Origin of the sequence: Paenibacillus phytohabitans, from assembly GCF_013141775.1 — a bacterium.
GTDB classification, from domain to species: domain Bacteria; phylum Bacillota; class Bacilli; order Paenibacillales; family Paenibacillaceae; genus Paenibacillus_AQ; species Paenibacillus_AQ phytohabitans.
The window spans coordinates 1-18,825 of the sequence record NZ_WHOB01000058.1; the positions used below are offsets into that span (position 1 = coordinate 1).

General features: G+C 41.6%; 19 protein-coding genes. 18 read left to right on the top strand and 1 reads right to left on the bottom strand.

Annotated features, from left to right (window positions below; genetic code table 11):
• Window positions 1–257 precede the first annotated feature (257 nt).
• The 18 genes from GC101_RS18055 to GC101_RS18140 all read left to right on the top strand — a co-directional run bounded on the left by GC101_RS18055 (window position 258) and on the right by GC101_RS18140 (window position 17,343).
• Entirely contained in the window at window positions 258–638 is a 381-nt protein-coding gene (locus GC101_RS18055; RefSeq protein WP_171718368.1) for a hypothetical protein, read from the top strand.
• 93 nt (window positions 639–731) lie between these two features.
• Entirely contained in the window at window positions 732–2,807 is a 2,076-nt protein-coding gene (locus GC101_RS18060) for a TadA family conjugal transfer-associated ATPase (protein ID WP_171718369.1), read from the top strand.
• Entirely contained in the window at window positions 2,804–3,685 is an 882-nt protein-coding gene (locus GC101_RS18065; protein ID WP_171718370.1) for a type II secretion system F family protein, read from the top strand. The genes GC101_RS18060 and GC101_RS18065 overlap by 4 nt, the downstream gene beginning before the upstream one ends.
• A 19-nt stretch (window positions 3,686–3,704) precedes the next feature.
• Window positions 3,705–4,598: a type II secretion system F family protein gene (locus GC101_RS18070; protein WP_171718371.1), complete on the top strand. Its 894-nt coding sequence runs from the start codon at window positions 3,705–3,707 to the stop codon at window positions 4,596–4,598.
• Between the two features lie 75 nt (window positions 4,599–4,673).
• Window positions 4,674–4,898, top strand: coding sequence for a hypothetical protein (locus GC101_RS18075; protein WP_171718372.1), 225 nt, complete (start codon window positions 4,674–4,676; stop codon window positions 4,896–4,898).
• A gap of 4 nt (window positions 4,899–4,902) precedes the next feature.
• Entirely contained in the window at window positions 4,903–5,328 is a 426-nt protein-coding gene (locus tag GC101_RS18080) for a DUF4320 family protein (RefSeq protein ID WP_171718373.1), read from the top strand.
• 3 nt (window positions 5,329–5,331) lie between these two features.
• Window positions 5,332–5,751 (top strand): hypothetical protein, encoded by a 420-nt coding sequence (locus tag GC101_RS18085; RefSeq protein ID WP_171718374.1) that lies wholly within the window; start codon window positions 5,332–5,334, stop codon window positions 5,749–5,751.
• A gap of 54 nt (window positions 5,752–5,805) precedes the next feature.
• On the top strand, window positions 5,806–6,486 hold the full coding sequence (gene cpaB, locus GC101_RS18090) for a Flp pilus assembly protein CpaB (RefSeq protein WP_171718375.1): 681 nt from the start codon (window positions 5,806–5,808) through the stop codon (window positions 6,484–6,486).
• A 71-nt stretch (window positions 6,487–6,557) separates the two neighbouring features.
• The gene (locus GC101_RS35815; protein WP_216626662.1) at window positions 6,558–6,911 is read left to right on the top strand and encodes a ribbon-helix-helix domain-containing protein; all 354 of its coding nucleotides are present in this window, start codon (window positions 6,558–6,560) and stop codon (window positions 6,909–6,911) included.
• Window positions 6,898–7,752: a copper amine oxidase N-terminal domain-containing protein gene (locus tag GC101_RS18100; RefSeq protein ID WP_171718376.1), complete on the top strand. Its 855-nt coding sequence runs from the start codon at window positions 6,898–6,900 to the stop codon at window positions 7,750–7,752. Before GC101_RS35815 ends, GC101_RS18100 begins: the two co-directional genes overlap by 14 nt.
• A 101-nt stretch (window positions 7,753–7,853) precedes the next feature.
• Window positions 7,854–10,226 (top strand): CARDB domain-containing protein, encoded by a 2,373-nt coding sequence (locus GC101_RS18105; protein WP_171718377.1) that lies wholly within the window; start codon window positions 7,854–7,856, stop codon window positions 10,224–10,226.
• Between the two features lie 65 nt (window positions 10,227–10,291).
• Window positions 10,292–10,693: a prepilin peptidase gene (locus GC101_RS18110; protein WP_171718378.1), complete on the top strand. Its 402-nt coding sequence runs from the start codon at window positions 10,292–10,294 to the stop codon at window positions 10,691–10,693.
• A gap of 62 nt (window positions 10,694–10,755) precedes the next feature.
• Window positions 10,756–11,433: a hypothetical protein gene (locus GC101_RS18115; RefSeq protein WP_171718379.1), complete on the top strand. Its 678-nt coding sequence runs from the start codon at window positions 10,756–10,758 to the stop codon at window positions 11,431–11,433.
• Window positions 11,434–11,455: 22 nt separating this feature from the next.
• Window positions 11,456–12,583 (top strand): WxL protein peptidoglycan domain-containing protein, encoded by a 1,128-nt coding sequence (locus GC101_RS18120; protein ID WP_171718380.1) that lies wholly within the window; start codon window positions 11,456–11,458, stop codon window positions 12,581–12,583.
• 110 nt (window positions 12,584–12,693) lie between these two features.
• Window positions 12,694–12,864 carry a hypothetical protein gene (locus tag GC101_RS18125; protein WP_171718381.1) on the top strand — a complete coding sequence of 57 codons (171 nt, stop codon included), beginning with the start codon at window positions 12,694–12,696 and terminating at the stop codon, window positions 12,862–12,864.
• Window positions 12,865–13,037: 173 nt separating this feature from the next.
• On the top strand, window positions 13,038–13,628 hold the full coding sequence (locus GC101_RS18130; protein WP_171718382.1) for a hypothetical protein: 591 nt from the start codon (window positions 13,038–13,040) through the stop codon (window positions 13,626–13,628).
• A 51-nt stretch (window positions 13,629–13,679) separates the two neighbouring features.
• Window positions 13,680–16,472 carry a hypothetical protein gene (locus tag GC101_RS35820; RefSeq protein ID WP_216626663.1) on the top strand — a complete coding sequence of 931 codons (2,793 nt, stop codon included), beginning with the start codon at window positions 13,680–13,682 and terminating at the stop codon, window positions 16,470–16,472.
• A gap of 352 nt (window positions 16,473–16,824) precedes the next feature.
• Complete coding sequence (locus GC101_RS18140) at window positions 16,825–17,343, top strand: GNAT family N-acetyltransferase (RefSeq protein ID WP_171718383.1); 519 nt, start codon at window positions 16,825–16,827, stop codon at window positions 17,341–17,343.
• 294 nt (window positions 17,344–17,637) lie between these two features.
• On the opposite strand, the gene GC101_RS18145 is transcribed toward GC101_RS18140, so the two are convergent.
• The gene (locus tag GC101_RS18145) at window positions 17,638–17,850 is read right to left on the bottom strand and encodes a hypothetical protein (RefSeq protein WP_171718384.1); all 213 of its coding nucleotides are present in this window, start codon (window positions 17,848–17,850) and stop codon (window positions 17,638–17,640) included.
• Between the last annotated feature and the right edge of the window lie 975 nt (window positions 17,851–18,825).

An 18,825-nucleotide genomic window follows, 5' to 3' on the forward strand; every position in this document is an offset into this window, starting at 1 on the left:
GCTGCGGTAGACGTTCTTCCGGAGGTTGCTACGTCCGGACATGGCTGCCGCAGGCAAACTGATTGGCAACAGACTAATTCACTACACACAAGTTAGGATTACGAAGATATTCATTTTTGAAATCATACTTGTATCATACTTTTTAAGTACGTTACAGCTTCAAATAAGTGATATTCTTATATCATAAGTAGTGTATAGAAGAGCCCAGGTGCCGAAATATTGGCGCTTTTTTTTTGCTCAAAAATGGAGGTTAGCAGATGGGAATATGGTCTTTCAAAGAAGCTGCAGACGTATTAGAGCTTGCGGAAAGCTCTGCAAGGCGCTGGGTATATAGTTTAGAAAGTGCTGGTTATCAATTTGGACGAATAGAAAATCGTAGAAAGCTGACCGATGAGGATATGCTTGCGTTGCTAAGGTTAAAGCTACTAAGTCAAAAGATGACACTTGAGGAAGCCTGTTCATTTGTAGCTGAAGAGAGTGTTAAAGAGCAGCCAGTAGCAGCAGTTATAAATGAACACAACGTTGAGCTAAAGGAGTTTGAAGAAGAACTTTTTAAATTAGAAACAGCGATTTTTTGGGAGGGGAATAAAGAACCATTGGTAAGATTGAGGCAGAAATGGATACTTCTACAAAACTAAGACCATCACAAGTAAAAGTGATGGTCTTAGTTTTGTATTAGATTTGGGTTGCATCTAATAAAAATTAGGTTATAGAAAGGAATTGTGTGGAGTATGAGCGGAATTAAGCCAAACAACAGAACTATAATGATCGCAAATCCAGGCGGAGGAGATACTATAGAGCAATTGCTGAAGATAATTGGACAGCTGCCAAAAAATAGTAAGAGTATTATTGTTGAATTTCCATGTCTGGGAATACCTCGGATCGCCTACTCATTAGGGGGAGATGCAGTTAAGTTAGAGAAAGAAAGAACAATGGATCAGTTACTTATGGATTTCGATCGGAATGAACCGACTGAAATAAATGAATATATTTATAAAAAGAAAGATAGTATTGATTATATTCTTATGAATCCACGATCTAATCCCGAAAATCCCGTAACTAGAAGAATTAACAGCAACCGTAGCTTGATCGAATTGCCGCTATATTTGAAAACGAAACTTTCCAAATTATATGATTATGTTTTTTTCGTAAGCCAGGGTGCAATGATTCATCCGGCCACATTGTATGGGATTAAAGTAGCTGATGCTATAGTTTTCTGCAGTGTCAGTGAAATTGAATTTGTTAATAATTACACATTTTCAAAGAAGTGTAATGAAGTATTTGGAATAGAAAAAAACAGGTTGATTATATTTTCTGCAACTAACCAATTGCAGTCAAATAATCTTGTGATTTATACCAAGTACAGCGAAGTGGCCAAAAGAATTACAGAGGTTGAGCTTAATGTAATTGATTGGAGCCCACGGAATTTTCAATCGGAAAATGAAACCATCGGTCTAATAGATCCAATGGATCATTTAAGTCTTAAATACTATTTAAGAGAAGTGAAAACAGAGCTTTCAGATTCTGAAATGAAAAATATAGATTCGCTTACTGATAGGATAAGAAATCTGCTTGCCGAAAAGTATTTAGATGATTATGTAAGTTCTTTGACCAACGAGGATAAAAGACAAAAAATCAAGTATCTGATTGCTGACATGGTGAGAAGCACTACGGACATTTCTTTCTCAATGCCAATTAGCGAAGTGATCGAGATAATCCAAAAAGAAATTACTGAACTTGGTGTACTACAGGAGATTTTGGACAATCCCCAAATTAGTTCAATAGAGATTAACGCCCCTGATCAGGTCATTGCAGAAATTAATGGTAAGGATGTTCACGTGGAACATATTAAATTCCAGAATACGGAACATCTAATACAAACTATTGACAAAATGTTGATGCCAATCGGAAAACCATTATCGAGTAATGAGCCAATTATTGATGCCAATTACCGGGGATTTAGAATTTGTGCTGTTGCAGATAATAAATACTACTCCGGAGTGAGTGGCGGCCATCCTCTTATTTCAATAAGAAAATTCCCTCCAAACGTCTATTCAGACGATGAATGTGTAGATTACGGTAACATAAGCTGGGAAGCCACTGAGTTTCTTCGCTTTGCTATAGGAATGGGAGCAAATACTTTAGTAGCCGGCGGAACAAACAGTGGTAAAACTGCTAAATTGTTAATGTTTCCTCAATATGTTCCTAAGATCACTCGAATTATCTCAATCGAGGATTCTGAAGAATTAATGTATGCAAGTAAGTTGCAATATAAAGATTATCCTAATCTGCCGTCCTTATTAGTTAAAAATATTGAGGATAAAAACAAAAGTTATGGTATTGGAAAATTAGTAAAGGCTACTCTTCGATTAAAGCCTTCTGTGTTAGCTGTCGGTGAAATAAGAGATGAAGAGGCGGCTACTGAAACTCTGATTGCCATGAATACAGGTCATATTATTTGGACAACAATTCATGCAAACAGCGCAGCAGAAGCAGGTGTTCGGTTATTGCAACTTAATGGGAATACAAGTGCAGCTGCAGCTCAAATTGCTGGGTCTTTGGATATCATTTTGTTTCAAAAAAGATCGAAAAGAACGGGAGTAAGAGTTTTGATGGAAATTAGTGAACTGATTGGATATAAAGGGACGGAGGAGCCGATCTTAAATACGATTTTTAAATATAACCCAGTCACTCAGGTTTTTGAACATAAAAATAAAATTAAATCCAGAAGCTTTTTGGAAAAGATCATTTCTGAAGAACCGCCTGAAAAAGAATTTAAACGGTGGTGCGAGGTGGGTATTGTATGATCACGGTTATATCTGTTATCGCAGTTATTATCTTAACGTATGGATCCTCTCTTCTGTTACCTAAAAATAAAGATAAAGAGAGGAGTGAACGTTTAAGTGCTGCTTTTGGTTTTGCGAGTGTCAAAAATCAGGCTACTGAGTTAGGCTTAAAATTTCAACAGAAACACTATATATTTCTAATGTTGATATCCATATCAATTGGATTAATAATCGCTTATATAACCGATAACATAATGTTCGCAGTGGTAGGTATGGTTATCGGATTTTTTGTGCCGCGTTTAGTACTCTCAAAATTGAAGTACTCGAGAAGAAAGGCTATGCTTTTTAATTTACCAACAAATGTAAGACTACTTGTCTCAAAAATGAGAGATTGTAAATCTCTTCAAAAATCACTAGAAATGTCATTACCATTAATGTCCGGTATAACCAAGCCACTTTTTGAGGATTTGTATAGTACTCTCTTACTTGGAGTGGATCCTCGAACTGCTCTCACACAATTGAGTGCTAAAGTGCAGTTTAGAAAATTTGATGATCTATGTGAAAAAATTATAGTGGGTAACACTGATGGATTTCATATGAAATCTATCAAAAGCATAAAAGAATCTAATAATGAGATTAAAACTGATATAAGGTTGTTGCAGACTATAGATATTGAAAATAAAACCCAAAGAAATAAAATGTTTATATTATTTCCAGCTGGTTGGGGGATAATTTTCATATTCGCATATCTTGAAAAAAATATGGAAAGTGTTGGAGGATCTTCAGTATCACTGTTAACTACGCCAGGAAAAATATTAGCTGGTACTTTGCTGCTAGTTACATTTTTTGCATATTTGGGAAGGGATAAATATTTACGGTTAGATTTAGACAGCTTGTGAAAAAAATTAATGAAGGGAGGTGAGGAAAACGAATCTTTCATTTTTATATGCAGTTGCTGCACTAATTATATTAATGCCAGCATTATATGTTGTTATGCCTGGATTTGATCGTCAGAAAAAAATTATGAAAATGGCAATCCTTCTAAATATGGACGAAAAAGAAATACAAAAAATGGAGCAAAACTCCATTGTCATATCTTTTGCTGACCATTTAGAAAAATGGAAATGGCTAGATTTTATATTTGGTCCAAATACTAGAAAGAAATATTTGACACTAAATAAAAGTGATAGTTACCCCATTTTTATTGCGAAACTTGTACTTAAGGCATTGCTGTTTGCTTCATTAACGCTACTACTACCTGTGGTGACAGAAATGCCAATACTCTATTTATTAGTCCCACTTTCTGTGGGGCTTTTTATTTGGAATGATATCAATAGTATTTCTAAGCAACACAAAAAGAGACAGGATTTATTGATTAGAGACCTGCCGAATCTCATAAGTAAGATGATTAATGCATTGGAAGTTGGAAAGCCTTTAAAAATGATATTTGAAAAGGCTAGCAATCAAGGTAGCGATCTTCTTGGGCAAATGCTGAAGCGATTAATTGCTAATAGTGACAGAATGCTAATGAAGGATGCATTAGCGATTTTTGCTGAAGATATCGACTTACCGGTAATGTATGACTTTGTGTCCGTTGTCAACGTTATTTTGGAAAAAGGATTTTCAGAGGGTGAGGATGACCTTAACTCAATCAAAGATGATTTGAAAGAGCTTCGGAAATTATCACTTATAGAAATTACTAAAGGGAATCCAGAGAAAATGAATCTTTTTTACGGAGTTTTAATATTACACGTAATGATTTTTATGGGGCTTATGGCGTTCAAGCTATTTGTCGGTCTATCCGCACTCTAATCCAACGGGGTAAATCCCCGCAGCTTTGTTGCGGGTTTTTCATTAAATAATCTTTCAAACCAAAGGAGAATAATTATGTTGAAAATTATGAAAAAGGCAAAAATTAAAATTTCAAACGCTGGTGCTGCTCTTTATTCTAAAGGTAAGTACTTGGTCAATGGCGAAAAAGGTGAAGTGAATTGGCTTGTAGTTACGTTGGTCGGGATTATCCTTGTGGTTGTAGTTTTTGTATTATTTAAAGACACACTCATTCCACTACTTTTCGGCAAAATCACTAGCAAAGTCAATGAGATTCAATAATGCTATGAGGCATAAAGTTGAACAATTATTAAGACGGGAGGATGGAGACAGTCATGTCTCCATCCTTATTTATTCTCTTATTGTTATTTTTTTTCTTTTTTTAGGATTATCAATATGGCAGTACACGGAAGCCAAAAGCACTATTAACAGCGCAGCTAATGAAGTGTTACAGGTAATGAAAGTACAAAACGGTGCAAATGCTCAAACCAGGCAGCAATTCAATGACCTGCTCGTCAGGTCTGGCATGGATCCATCAACTGTAACTTTTCAAGCAACCCCACAAACTGTTCAGCGAGGGGACTTGCTAGAGATAAAGGCATCAAAAGTGGTAGATATTTACGCTGCAAAAATTTTGGGGTTAACCTTTACATTGCCCATTAATGTTAAAGTTACTGGCCTTGCCCATAAGTTGATCAGAGAGGGGGGATGATTAATGTGGATGAAAATATGGGGGGCGATCCTCATAGGAACACTTTTTGTTATTTTTTCTTGTGATACGTACACAGTTAAATATTTATATACGAAGTCAGGTCGAGGAATTGAACAATCAATCGATGCCGGAATAATTGAGGCTGGCATTGTAACTGATGCTCAACAGGGTACAGTAACACTTGATGAAAATATCTTAAAAAATGCAGTAAAGCGTGAGTTTATTCGTTATATGAATCTCGACTCAATGATGGAAAATGCTTATATGAAAAATAGTCAACTTGATATGAGTATTTCTTATGATTCCAACGGAAATCCTTGGATTCAGGTTGAGTTTCGCACACATATTTCATATTCTATCCGCGATATAAGCTATCCCCTTACTCTGAGCAGACGGATAGCTTACGAAAGTACCTATATATAGGGGAAGCCATTCAAGCATTAAGGCTTAAAAAGTAGCTAACAAGGAGGCACAAAATTGAAACGATTTTGGAATAAATATACAAGAGCCCTTACGCTTATCATATTAGGGATTGCAATATTAGTCGTAGTAAATATCGTCCAAAGTAAAAATATATCAAATCAGGTAGATACGCAAAGGATTGTAGTAGCTAAACAGGATATTGCACCCTTCACTGAAATAACAAAAGACAAGCTACAATATCGTGATGTAGTTCTCAGTGAGGTCCCAGTAGATGCTGTTCTTGATGCTGGAGAACTCAAATTCGGTGACTTGTACGCTGGGGAGTATGGCATTAGAAGTAACGAGCCGGTTAGGACAACCTATAACACGACATCTTTAAATTCACAAGTTGGTAGCAGTATAGGGCTTAAAGAAGGGATGACAGAGATCGGGATAGCAACCGATTTAGCTCGATCTGCGGGGGATGATGCTAAACCTGGTGTTTATGTGAACATTATTGCTTATGTAAGGGATGAAGCTACAAATGTAAGCAGAAAGGTTGTAGACCCGAAATTAACCAATATTAAAGTATTGAAACGTCTAAATTCAGAAGGAACGACACCAGATGCAGCATCAGGTGATAGTCTTATTCCAGCAGTAGTTGTACTTGAGGTGACTCCAGAGCAAGCTGCTGCAATCATGGAATATCAGGAGACTGGAAAGGTATATTTACTTCCGTTAGGGATAAAACCTTAATTTTCTAAAATTTCCCTTTACTTTATGTCTGACTGAAATTATAATTTTCGTATGACATAAGGTAAGGTGATATGATGAATAATGATAAACCTTTAACTCAATCTAAAAAAAAGAAAGCAGGGCGACCGCCAGCAGAGAATCCGAAAATCAAAAGAGTAGGTTTAAGGCTGGACAATACATCTTTAAAGATATTGGATGATTACTGTAAACTAACCAATGTAGATAGGTCAGAAGCGATAAGAATAGCTATAAAAAGTTTAGCTGCTGAAGTGAATTTTTATGGTAGTCCAGAATGGCAGAGCAAAGTACAACAAAGCCAACAGTTGTTTAACGAAGCAACGGTTTCAATCAATAAATTGCTAAAAGATTTGTGCGAATTGAAATACATAAATAAAGAAAAGGGTGATAACAATGAGAATCAGTAAAAGTGTAAAACTGATGGTCTCTCTCTTCATGATCTTTAATATTGTTAGTATTGCCAGTGTTTCTGCTGCCCAAGTACAGGGGGTCACAGTGAAGGTAAACAATAAAACTGTCACGTTTCCAGATGCCAAACCTTATACAGAAGATGATAGGGTAATGATCCCTATTCGTTTTGTGTCTGAAGCACTAGGAGCAAATGTAGCCTACAGCAAAGAGAGGGTGGTTACAGTTCAACAAGGCGAAAAAAAGATTTCTATGAAGGTCAACAGTACTTCTGTAGTAGTAGATACTGTTATTAAAAAGCTTGATGTTCCGGCTCGTCTACAGCAGTCGCGCGTCTTTGTCCCGCTGCGATTTGTGTCAGAAGCATTAGGAGCACAAGTCGGGTGGGATCAGAAACAAAGAATTGTGAGCATTACAACTGAAACAAAGACACCTGTTGACAATGTGTCACAGCAGCCTGGTAAGGATTTTGTCTGGAACCAAGAAAACAAAGACCTCGGAAAAGTTTTGTTTGTAGACAATATAACTCTTACTAATGGCACAGTTACGTTTACGTTGCCAAAGGATGTAAAGGGAACGTACTACAATCCTGGCGGTGGAAGTGTGTTGACATCCGGCAACAAATACACTTTTAATGTTGGACAAGGAAAAGGTTTTGTCTCCTTCACAATGGTTGATCCAACCAATGGTTTTTGGGAGAACTTCTCAATTATCTTTGATGTTCAAGACTCAAACCTTGAAAGGAATTTTTCAGAATATACAAAAGATGCGGTGGTAAAACATGGCGATAATGAAAGTTTGCTGTCAGAGGTAATTAAAGCAGCCCAATCATTAAAATAATTTACTTTTATCATCAATAATAAAAAATTATCTCCTAGCAAAAAAGGCCCCTTCTCTGTGATGGGGCCTTTTTGCTAGGAGATAATAGAGGAGGGTTATGTATGAAAAGGAAGATAATGATAATTATCTCATGCTTCTTTGTTTTTTTTGGTGCGCTGTCCAGCGCTGCTTCTGCTGATCCAATGGTAAAAAAATATATACCTCTCTGGAACTATGACTACGAAGGGAACACACTTAGTGGGTATATTCCGGCAATTGACAAAGATGTTAATGGTAATTTATGGAAACTAACGGGATGGAAAAGTGTTTTTGGGTTTCCGGATGGTAAAACCAGCACTATTAATAACTATGATGTTTTCAATGTGAAAAATAGCCCAGGCGAAGATTTTGATAAAGAAAATGGATTCGGTTTGGTGTATAAAAGTGCGGCAAGCTTTGGTACATTGTTTGATGCGATTATGGGCAACAACTTAACGGTAAGCAGTAAGCAACTGAAATATTATCGTGATAATTTCATGTTAAGTGCGGATGATGCAATTTTTAAAGTTGGTCATCCTTTTTTTTATAAATTAGAAAACTATTATTCATTTATTCGGACCTCCGGAATAGTTCAACGATTGGGAATGAAATTTGTTAATGTAGAAAAAACGTCAGAGACTGAGAGGACTGCGTATTACAGTGGTTCTCCATGGCCAGAACTGAATATTGTCCTGGGCAACAACTTGACAATAAATTTTACTGCGTCAGGTTACAGCGAACGTAATGTACGTGTGATTGCGACACCTAAAGGAGCCTTCCCAAATTTGAGTAGTGTTGTTTCCTTAACAGACGGGAAATTAATTAACACTACTGAAGAAACCTTGAGTAAAACACTCAATGTCAAAGCTCAGGATATTTCAAAAGTTCTGGGTAAGGACATAGACGTTATTGTGGAAGATGGTTACGGGAGAACCGTTATTAAGAGCTTGACGCTACCAGACGATACACCTATGGACTATGTACCTACAGAATTATCGCTTACCGATGGTGGACAGTTATGGGCTAAAGTCCGTTATACTGGGGAAGATTTTATATCATCTGATTCTGTCAACGCTGCTGGGATACCTAATACAGTGGAAATAAAAATGGGCGGTACAGTCACAGGTGAGTTCACCATGTATAGTAACCAGACACAGCTTCCTCAAACAATAACTAATGGGACCACCTTATCCTTCTTTTTGGGGAAAATCGATGTGGGGAAAAAACCTGGTAAATATTATATTAAGGCAAAAGCGACTATAAATAATCCAAATCACCAGAATCGTGCGCTTGAGTCTCCAGCGATGGCCTATCTTAACAATGAAATTAGCGGTGAATGGTTAATCGAAATTGCAGAACCTTCAAATGATTTAGTAGCACAATCTGTCACGGCGACCCCGTCAACACTTGAAGTAGGTGAATCAGCAACAATATCAGCTAAAATAAAAAATATTGGTGAGGATGCTGTACCCAATGTAAGAATACGATTTTATGAAAATGGAAACCAAATATATGAAGCAAGAAAAGATTTACTTGCAAACCAAATAGCTACAGTGGGTGGATTTAATTGGTTAGGTGGAGAAGGTGTCCACAATATAACGGTCCAAGTAGACCCTCTATCTGAGGTTGAGGATAAGGATCGCTCCAATAATATTGCATCCACAGGGTGTTCAATTACGGGGGGCTCTGGAGACAATGAGGGTAATTGCACGCCGAAATTAGATGGTAATTGGGATGTAACATATAGTCTAATTACTGGCTATCATACTAAATCAAGCTACTACAGTTGGCTTGATGAAAAAAAACAAATTCATTATACCTATTATAACTACACCGATTATAACGATCCCATTTGGGAAAACAGAAGTGTCTCGTATCACGAGGGTTTAAAGGTCACCTCTACAGTTACCACAAAGCAAGGTATTGCAACTGACCTTAATAGACCCAAGGATTCCGATAGAGAGAGCAGAGGTTCTTGGGAAATTATACCTTACGCAAATAAATCTTCGAAAAATCCAGATTTAATTACACGAGCTGGATATGGGGTCGAAGTTAAGGTCAATACCGACTATAGTAACGATTGGGAAACGAAGGTTCCTGTTGGATTAAATAATACTGCTCAACCGATAGGCGGAATCTTTAACGGGCCGTCTGCACTGTATGCAAAAATTTATGATACGAGGGGGAACTTGGTTAAAACAATCCAAATGGAAAAAACTTCAGGAAACAATAACACAGCAACATGGGAACTGCCAGTACAAACGGTAAGGTCGGATTCAGGAAAGATATATAACGACAGAAAATTTTTCACTGCAGTAAACTCACCTAATGGGTTTTACACAATAAAAATATACTCTTCTGATTCTGGAATGACTGGTTTAAAAGTGTGCTTTGAAAAGAAAATAGAAATATATGGATCAATGTACGATGATGTGCAAAATTTGAAGGGGAATTAATATACACATATCAATAACCATATCTGCAGATATGGTTATTGATATGTTATTAGGAGATGCATCTAATGCTGTTTACTGCTCTAATTTCAATTTGTTTATTTTTTAGTTATACGGATATTAGAACAAGACGCATTCCAAACAAAATTATACATCCTCTTATTCTATTCTTTTTCCTAATAAGATTGTTTGATGTTGGATACTATATGGGGCTAATTCCGGCTTTAATATTCACAATCCTATATTTTATTAACTCAAGAGCGATTGGTGCTGGGGACATTAAACTAATTGCATTAATTGGATTGATTCTTGGTTTGGAGAATACATTTATCGTTGTAGTGGTGATGAATTTTACGGCTCTGGCGTATCTAATTTTCCGTTACGTAAAGGATAGAATGAATGTTAAGACAATTCCGTTAGCCCCTTTTTTGACAATTGGGGTTATTTGTACTGTATTTCTAATTTACTAATTACTCAACGTTTCACAGAAATAAAATCTGACAAACCATGTTGGATGAAGGGTGTTGTCGAAATGAAAAAATCATGGACAGCCTTATTACTAATTTTCTTTCTGACTATTTCGGGTTATTTTCATATCGGTTCAATTACAAAAATATTTGCCGATAATGTTGAAAAAGATTATTCGATCGTACATGAAGAAAATTTAGAAATTAGTGTCATGGATGAAGTTTATCAAAGTGAAAAAAATTCTGTCATAACTGAAGTTTACGCTGCACAATTCCTGAAAGATATGCCTTCAACGGTTCTTCCCATTGTTAATATGTCAGGACTAACAATATCAAAAACTCTTACAGTGGAGATTGGAAATTCATCTGAAACTGGGTGGCAGTATGACATATCTATGCAGGACTTTGATGTAATTAGATCCTACTCGGATAATCGTTACTTAACTGCTAGCTTCCCATCCAGTTATGTCGCTTATACTGTAACTGATTTAGAGGTTAGTGAGGGAAGTCCGGAAGAAATATTTTTAGGTAGTGGTGTGTTTTCACATTCGCAGACTGTGCTTCAGGCTCCCGAAGGCTCTGGAAAAGGCAGATTTAGAGCCACTATCAATTTAAATATTAGTGTGCCGGCACTACTTGATATCAAGAATGCACAGGGGATGTCTGTGTCCGAGGGCCAAATAGGTATGTTAACTGGTAGTTATTCATCAACAATGACATGTACATTGGTATCCGGAATTTAAAGAAGGCAGAGAGGATAGGGAAATGAAAAAAATTAGGGTTGATCGTTATAAACTTGTTTCAAGTGTTGTGATGATCTGGTTTGTTTTTATGGTGGGGATGGCAAATGCAGATAGCTCATTCATACTATCACCAGTCAAAGCCGTGGAAGAAGGCCGGGGTTATTATAAGGATCAGGTGCAGCCGGGGGACACGCGGGAGTATACTTTTTTGGTCCGTAATTCTAAAGATACCCCGGTACAGCTTAAGCTGTACCCTGCGGATGCCCTTCCGGCACAAAATGGAGGCCGTAGCTTCTCGGAAAAGGAGCATCGCCTTACGCTAGTCGGGTCCTGGCTGGAGCCGCAAGGCGTGAAGTCAATTACGCTGAAACCGCATGAAGTGCGTAGTTTCAATTATATCTTGAACGTTCCGGAGGATCTTCGCCCCGGTCAGTACGTGGGGGTGATCGCTGCCGAAGAGCTGATCAAGGCAGAAGAAACGGCTGCAGGTACTGAGGGGCAGCAGGCTTCGGTAGCCATTGATGTGGTAAACCGCAGCGGCGTGCAGATGGTTCTGGAGTACAAGGCCGATCAGGCGAAGCATGAGATGAGTATTGATGAGTTCGAACATGATTACGTCAGCACCGGCCATTCTCGGCTGACGATTAAGCTGAGTGATCGCGGAACGATTTTGGAGAAGCCAACCGGTAAGATCACCGTCCGGGACGGGCAGGGGCAAGTCATGTATGAGCAGGAATACGCAGCAGACTCCATCTACGCAGGAAGCACAGCGGATATGGTCTATATCGTCAATGACCGGCTGCTGCTGCCGGATGTCTATGAGGTGAACTACACTGCTTCCTTCTCAGGCAAAATGGTTAGCCGGACATTTACCTTCAAAGTCACGCCTGAACAATCCAAGGCTTCCCAAGTCTCACTGACAGAGGCAGGAAAAATCGAAGTCACACAGACATTCTGGGATTGGCTGGAGCTGCATCTGTGGGTCGTGGTGATTACGATTGTAGTGATTATCTTTATTTTTGTTTTGATGTTTTGGCTGTTGCTCTTGCTATGGAAGCGAAAAAAAGAGGAGAAGGAAAAGCAAGAAACACCATCTACACCACCAAGCGGCGCAGATGGTAATGATAATAATCAACTGGTGAATATGTAGAAAATGCGAATTCCAACTGGGGTTCGCATTTTTAGTTATACATGAAGGGAGGCGTTGCACAATAAATTTACATTGTTTGAATTGTCATAAACATGAGGAGGATAACAAGAATGATAGCATCTAAGGGCGACATTATAATTTTTGCGAATTCTACGGATACAGGTAGGAGTGAAGGTAAAGTGGTGAGTGAAGGAAAAGACGGAGTTTACGTGAAATTAATCCCTGGGGGATTTAAGATGTTTGTGTCGAACCGCGATATATTGCGTGTTGGCGGTAACTAAGTATCTATTCCTTAAAGCAATTCCTTACAATTGCTGCAGATCAACTGGTGAATATGTAGAGAATGCGAATTCCAACTGGGGTTCGCATTTTTAGTTATTCGTGAAGGGAGAGATGCTTTTTCAAAGTGTTGTCAGTCAGTTTAACCACGATAAATTTTTGAGGAGGATCAATTATGAAGAAAGTATTAGTAGGGCTGGTCATGCTGCTGGCTTTAACGGTCCCGATGTCAGCCTATGCTGCAGATACAGATGAGTCTGAAGTGGTTGTAACGGGTGCGGGGCTTCAAATTACCCAAACAAAGCCGGTATTCAAGGATATCACGCTTGATTTGAAGCAGAACCAGACATCAGCTGCGGACAGTAATCTGTATGTCCTGGATGCACGCGGTACGGCAGCGGGATGGGGTGTGGTCCTCCGGGCCACTGATTTCAAACTGACCAAGATGGTGAGCGGACAAGCCATTGACTTTGTTATTCCGGCCTCTTCGGTATCTTTTTCCACACAGTACAAGAACGCTATTGCAGGAACGCCTATTGATTTTGCAGCTGCCAAAGGAGAACTGGCCAATCATCAGGTTCTATCTTCCGGAGACAGCCGGATTGTGGGGGTAATTCCTTCGGAAGGCGCAGGTACACATCAGTTCGGGATCGCCTACACCCTGAACGTTCCCAAACTGATTTCCGGAAGCAATGGGCAGAATGTGGGACTCCTGCAAGGAACGTATACCTCGACATTTACCTACACGGCAACGGCGGGGATCTAACCCCTCGCGAGAAAATAAATAAAGGGTTCATAAGAAAGGTGGCATGAGTTAATGAATGTTGTTCGAACGAAAAGAATGAGAAGTCTGCATGTGTTGATGATCGCAATTCTGGTGATTTCACTGGCCTTTATCCCGAATCAAATCGAAAAAGCGGATGCCGCGACTTCCATCGCACCGCTACAATCCGTTGTCACGTATAACGGAGCCAATTATCTGCTCATCAACAGTAAGGTATACAAAATGGAGACCACGGGCCAAGCCACGTTACTACTTAGCGATGTGGATACCTTTGTTGGAAGTGATGATGCAGCAGTTGCCCTGAAGAAGGATGGCACGGTGTGGGCATTGGCGAAAGATGGGCAGTATGTCGGTAAGCCTACTGGAGCGATTTCTACCTTTACGCAATTAGCAATCTCTGATGTATCGAACATTTGGGTAAATAACATGTCCGTCCGGTATTTAAAGAAAGATGGAACGTTGTTTGCTTCCGGGTTTAACACGGCTGGTTCGCTAGGGGTGGGGAATACGAATTACTGGATTGGCTACATAGCTCCTGTTATTGACGCGAGTTACGGGCAATTGCAGAATGTTGTGGATTTCTTTCAATTAGGGACCGCCATATCCTATGTGAGAACGAAGGACAAATTATACGCCTATGGGGACAATGTCAGAGGACTGCTGGGTAATACCTCAGTAGCCGTTAACGGAAACACGGTTACTCCAGTACAGGTGCTAGGGTTACCCGACCTGACTGGCAAAACCGTGAAGTTGTCGTATGCCTCGGAAACGATCGTGGCGCAGATTGGAACAGAAACTTATTATTGGGGAAGAGATCCGTTTAGTGCAAGTTATGCGAGTAACCAGACGTCAGCAAGGAAGGCAACGTTGGCGATAGGAGAGCTCAATTCCTATTCTGTAAGTTATATTGACCCGGTGAAATATGCCAGTAATAAAGATATGAGTACGGCGAGAGAGCAATTCCATTTTGATTCGTTGATGGGGGGAGCCTTGTATAATTTCGGGGTAACCATTGCCAACTTCAAAGATCCGGTGGCTCTTCCAGGGACCTCACCCTATACGGCCACACCAGTTAGCCGATTGACGAATGTGGTGAAATATGTGCCAGTTGGCGAGTATTCCATCGCCTTGAAGACAGATAAATCCCTTTGGTATGTCCGGGATGCGGATGTTCAGAAGATCAATGGGCCTACAGGAGAAATAAACAATGTGAAGGACATTGTCACTGCTCCCTTACAATTTCAAAGCAAGCGATTCAGCCAGGAAGTGTACTCTTCAGGTTCTACCACATCCTATGTGTGGCGTGCTCTTTCCTATCAGCTACCGATGTGGATACTGAAAGACAATGGTGATCTGTGGGCTAATGCATTCAGCATGAACTCGGCTGAGGTGAAAATCCCCGTAACGGGAGTCCAATCATTGGTGCAAGGTGGATACAGTATGTATGCACAGACAGATAGTGGCGATGTGTATGATGTGTCGTACATCTACAGTTACAGCAATCCAACCAATAACTACAAGTCAGTCAAAATAACTGGACTAGATACGGTGCAGGTTGTACTTGAGACGCCTATTCTTACACAGACTCTGGACAAATTCAGTAATCATATTCTCTCAGTAGATTACGGTTCTTCTGCGGATATTGCTACAAAGGAATACTCTGTTGATGGAGGGACTACCTGGTTGGCATACACAGCTCCAGTTAAGCTAACCGGTAAAACAACGGTATCCTTCAAAGCCAGATCGGGAGCAGCCGGAGGCATTTATAGTGCTTTGCTGGAGTCTACGATTGTGAATGACCCGATTATCATCGCTGCAGGTTATCCGAGAATCGTAGATGCAGGGAATGGGAATGTTTCCATTGAAAGTGGGACAACCCATCCGGATGTGAAAGTTGAGATCCGAATCGATGGAGGCAGTTGGCAGACCTATACTGGTCCGGTGCTGTTACCTGCCGGAGGACACTCGGTAGAGACGCGGGTATCCAATTTGTCTGGTGATGTTCTCGGGTCAGACTCCAAATCGGTGAATGGTCCTACGCCAGCGCCTACAGCCACACCGATACCTACCGTGGCACCTACAGCTACACCGGCACCAACCGTAGCGCCAACTGCCACACCTGTGCCGACCGTAGCGCCAACGGCCACGCCTGTGCCGACCGTAGCGCCAACGGCCACGCCTGTGCCGACAGTAGCGCCAACAGCTACACCTGTGCCAACAGTAGCGCCAACAGCTACACCGCAGCCAACCATTGATCCAGGTTGGGGCAGTCCGATTGGGTCTGAGGATATCTCCTTTACAGTCCTCGGTGGCGGGTTCAGTTCACAGTTTAATGGGTTGATGTTGGACACGGTGACGATCGGTACAACCAATCAATATCAGGTGCTTAATAGTGTTACAAATTCCGTGATTGAGGATTCTCGTGGCACCGGGGCGGGGTGGAACTATTCTCTCAAAATCACGGACTTTGTCAGTGATCCTGTTATTGATAACAGCCTGGGAACAAGTAGTTTGATTGTGAAGATGCCATCAACCGTCCTGAGCGTGGATGTTACAGATACCACAACATTGGCAGGGCAAAATATGAAACTTGGTCTTAATGGAACATATGTCTTCAATGCCGAGCCAGTTGTTCTCGCGAAAGCGGAAGCTTTTCAGGGGATGGGACAATATCAATTGCCGATGAGTTATATGCTTCGGGTACCGGACAAGGTAGAGATTGTCTCGGCCGGTTCTGGCAGTACTTATCAGGCAGGAGCCAAGACAGGGTTACGTGTCGGTACGTATCGATCACAGTTCACCTTCACACTGGCTTCTGGAATCTAGTGTAAACCTAAATATAGGCCTCTACTTAATGGAGGCCTATATTTATTTATCCGTAGGTTTTAGAGGGAAAAATATATGGGAAATGGTGATTATAGTGGTGGATAAGACAGATGATAATTCAATCAAGAATGAACATACCTCAAAAAAAAATGAGGGAAAGGAACCTCAAATTATGGACCTCACAGAACAGGTTGTCGAAATGTTTGGAAAATTGTCCAAGTAATTTATTACAATAGCGCTAGGGAGTAAATCTAAAATACAAATAATCAGGATCGTAATGTTTTGTATAATCTCGGCTAGCACTACACTTATTATGCTGTGATTTGTAGAAATATCTAGGAGAGGTATTAAAATGAAAACTACTCTAACAGTTCGTAAACTTTCAATAGACGAAGCGGATAAAGTTTATGCTCTGATGTGTAGAGTCACTAAATTACCGTCTTCACAGTATTATTCTCCGTCAGATATTGATTACTATAAAAGTAGGATAGAGGATTATGGAGCGATTTTCGGGGCTTTTTGTAATAATGAGCTAGTAGCATATGCTGTACTAGATTTCCCGGGAATCGGTTCAGATAACTTTGGCACACTTACTGGTGCCGGTATACCTCAAAATGAATTGTTGAGAGTGGCACTTATGGCCGGCTGTATAGTTGAACCTGGCTATAGAGGACAGGGCATACAAATCGAATTATGCAAAGAAAGAGAAAAATATGCTAAATCATTAGGTTGTTTGCATCTCTATTCAACAATTCATCCATTAAATAATTATAGCCTACAAAATGTGTTGGAATCAGGATTTAAAATAATTTTTGAAAATGTAAAGCTTGATTGGGGAGTTAGGAACATTTTGTATAAAAGGATTTTTTGATTCATCACCTATTCTGAGAAGCAGAGTTTATCTTTCTTACTGATAGTTGATATCTTAGAAAAACAGAGAAGGCCGGCCAATAGATCGAATTGATCTATTGGCCGGCCTTTTTTTGTTAATTGCGTGTCTAGAGGCATGCAGTATTAAGTTGGTGAAAGATCATACCATCTTAGCGAGCTCCGGTTGATGAACCCGCCCTGTTTCCGGAAAAACGACTACTGCAGCTGGCATTGTGGAGCGCCGGTTCGCAAGAACGTTTACCGCCGCGGCTGCGGATCCGCGCTTAGCCGGCGACTAATTAACCAGTGCGAGACAGTTGCCACTGCAGGTGGCCCAGTGGCCACATTCCGAACGCTGAACCGCCGGAAGCTGGGTACTACTGGAGCTCATCGGCATCCAGGAGAGCACCGGCAGCAGCTGTGGTAGATCTGCAGCCGGCAGTGTGGCCAACCGGAGCGCACCGGCCACCGGAAGAATGTCTACCGCCGCTGCTTCGGATCCACGCACGCCGGCGAGTTATCGATCGCTGCCCCGGCGGCAGCCAGGTACTGGAGCTCACCGACATCCAGGGAGACCGGCAGCAGTTGAGGTAGATCTGCAGTTGGCAGTGTGGCCAACCGGCGCGCACCGGCCACCGGAAGAACGTCTACCGCTGCTGCTACGGATCCGCGCTTAGCCGGCGACCGATTAACCAGGGCAAGGCAGTTGCCGGGCTCCTGCAGGCGGGCCGGTGGCCCCCCGGCGAGTTATCGATCGCTGCGCCGCCGGCAGCCAGGTACTGGAGCTCACCGGCATCCAGGAGAGCAGCGGCTACGGATCCGTACACAGCCGGCGACCAATTAACCTGGGCGAGACCGTTACCGGGTCCTGCAGGCGGGCTGGTGGACCGCCGGCGAGTTATCGATCGCTGCCCCGGCGGCAGCCAGGTACTGGAGCTCATCGGCATCCAGGAGAGCATCGGCAGCAGCGGCAGTAGATCTGCAGCCGGCAGTGTGGCCAACCGGCGCGCACCGGGCGGACCGGCCACCGGAAGAACTCCTACCGCTGCGGCTGCGGATCCGCACGCAGCCGGCGACCATTAACCAGGGCAAAACAGTTGGCGCGGTCCTGCAGGCGGGTCAGTGGAAACCCTGGCAAGTTATCGATCGCTGCCCCGGCGGCAGCCAGGTACTGGAGCTCATCGGCATCCAGGAGAGCACCGGTAGCAGCTGCGGTAGATCTGCAGCCGGCAGTGTGGCCAACCGGCGCGCGCCGGGCGGACCGGCCACCGGAAGAACGTCTACCGCCGCGGCTACGGATCCGCACACAGCCGGCGACCGATTAACCAGGGCAAGGCAGTTGCCGGGCTCCTGCAGGCGCGCCGGTGGAAACCCTGGTGAGTTATCGATCGTTGAATCGGCGGCAGCCAGGGAGACCGGCAGCAGTTGAGGTAGATCTGCAGCCGGCAGTGTGGCCAACCGGCGCGCACCAGGCGCACCGGCC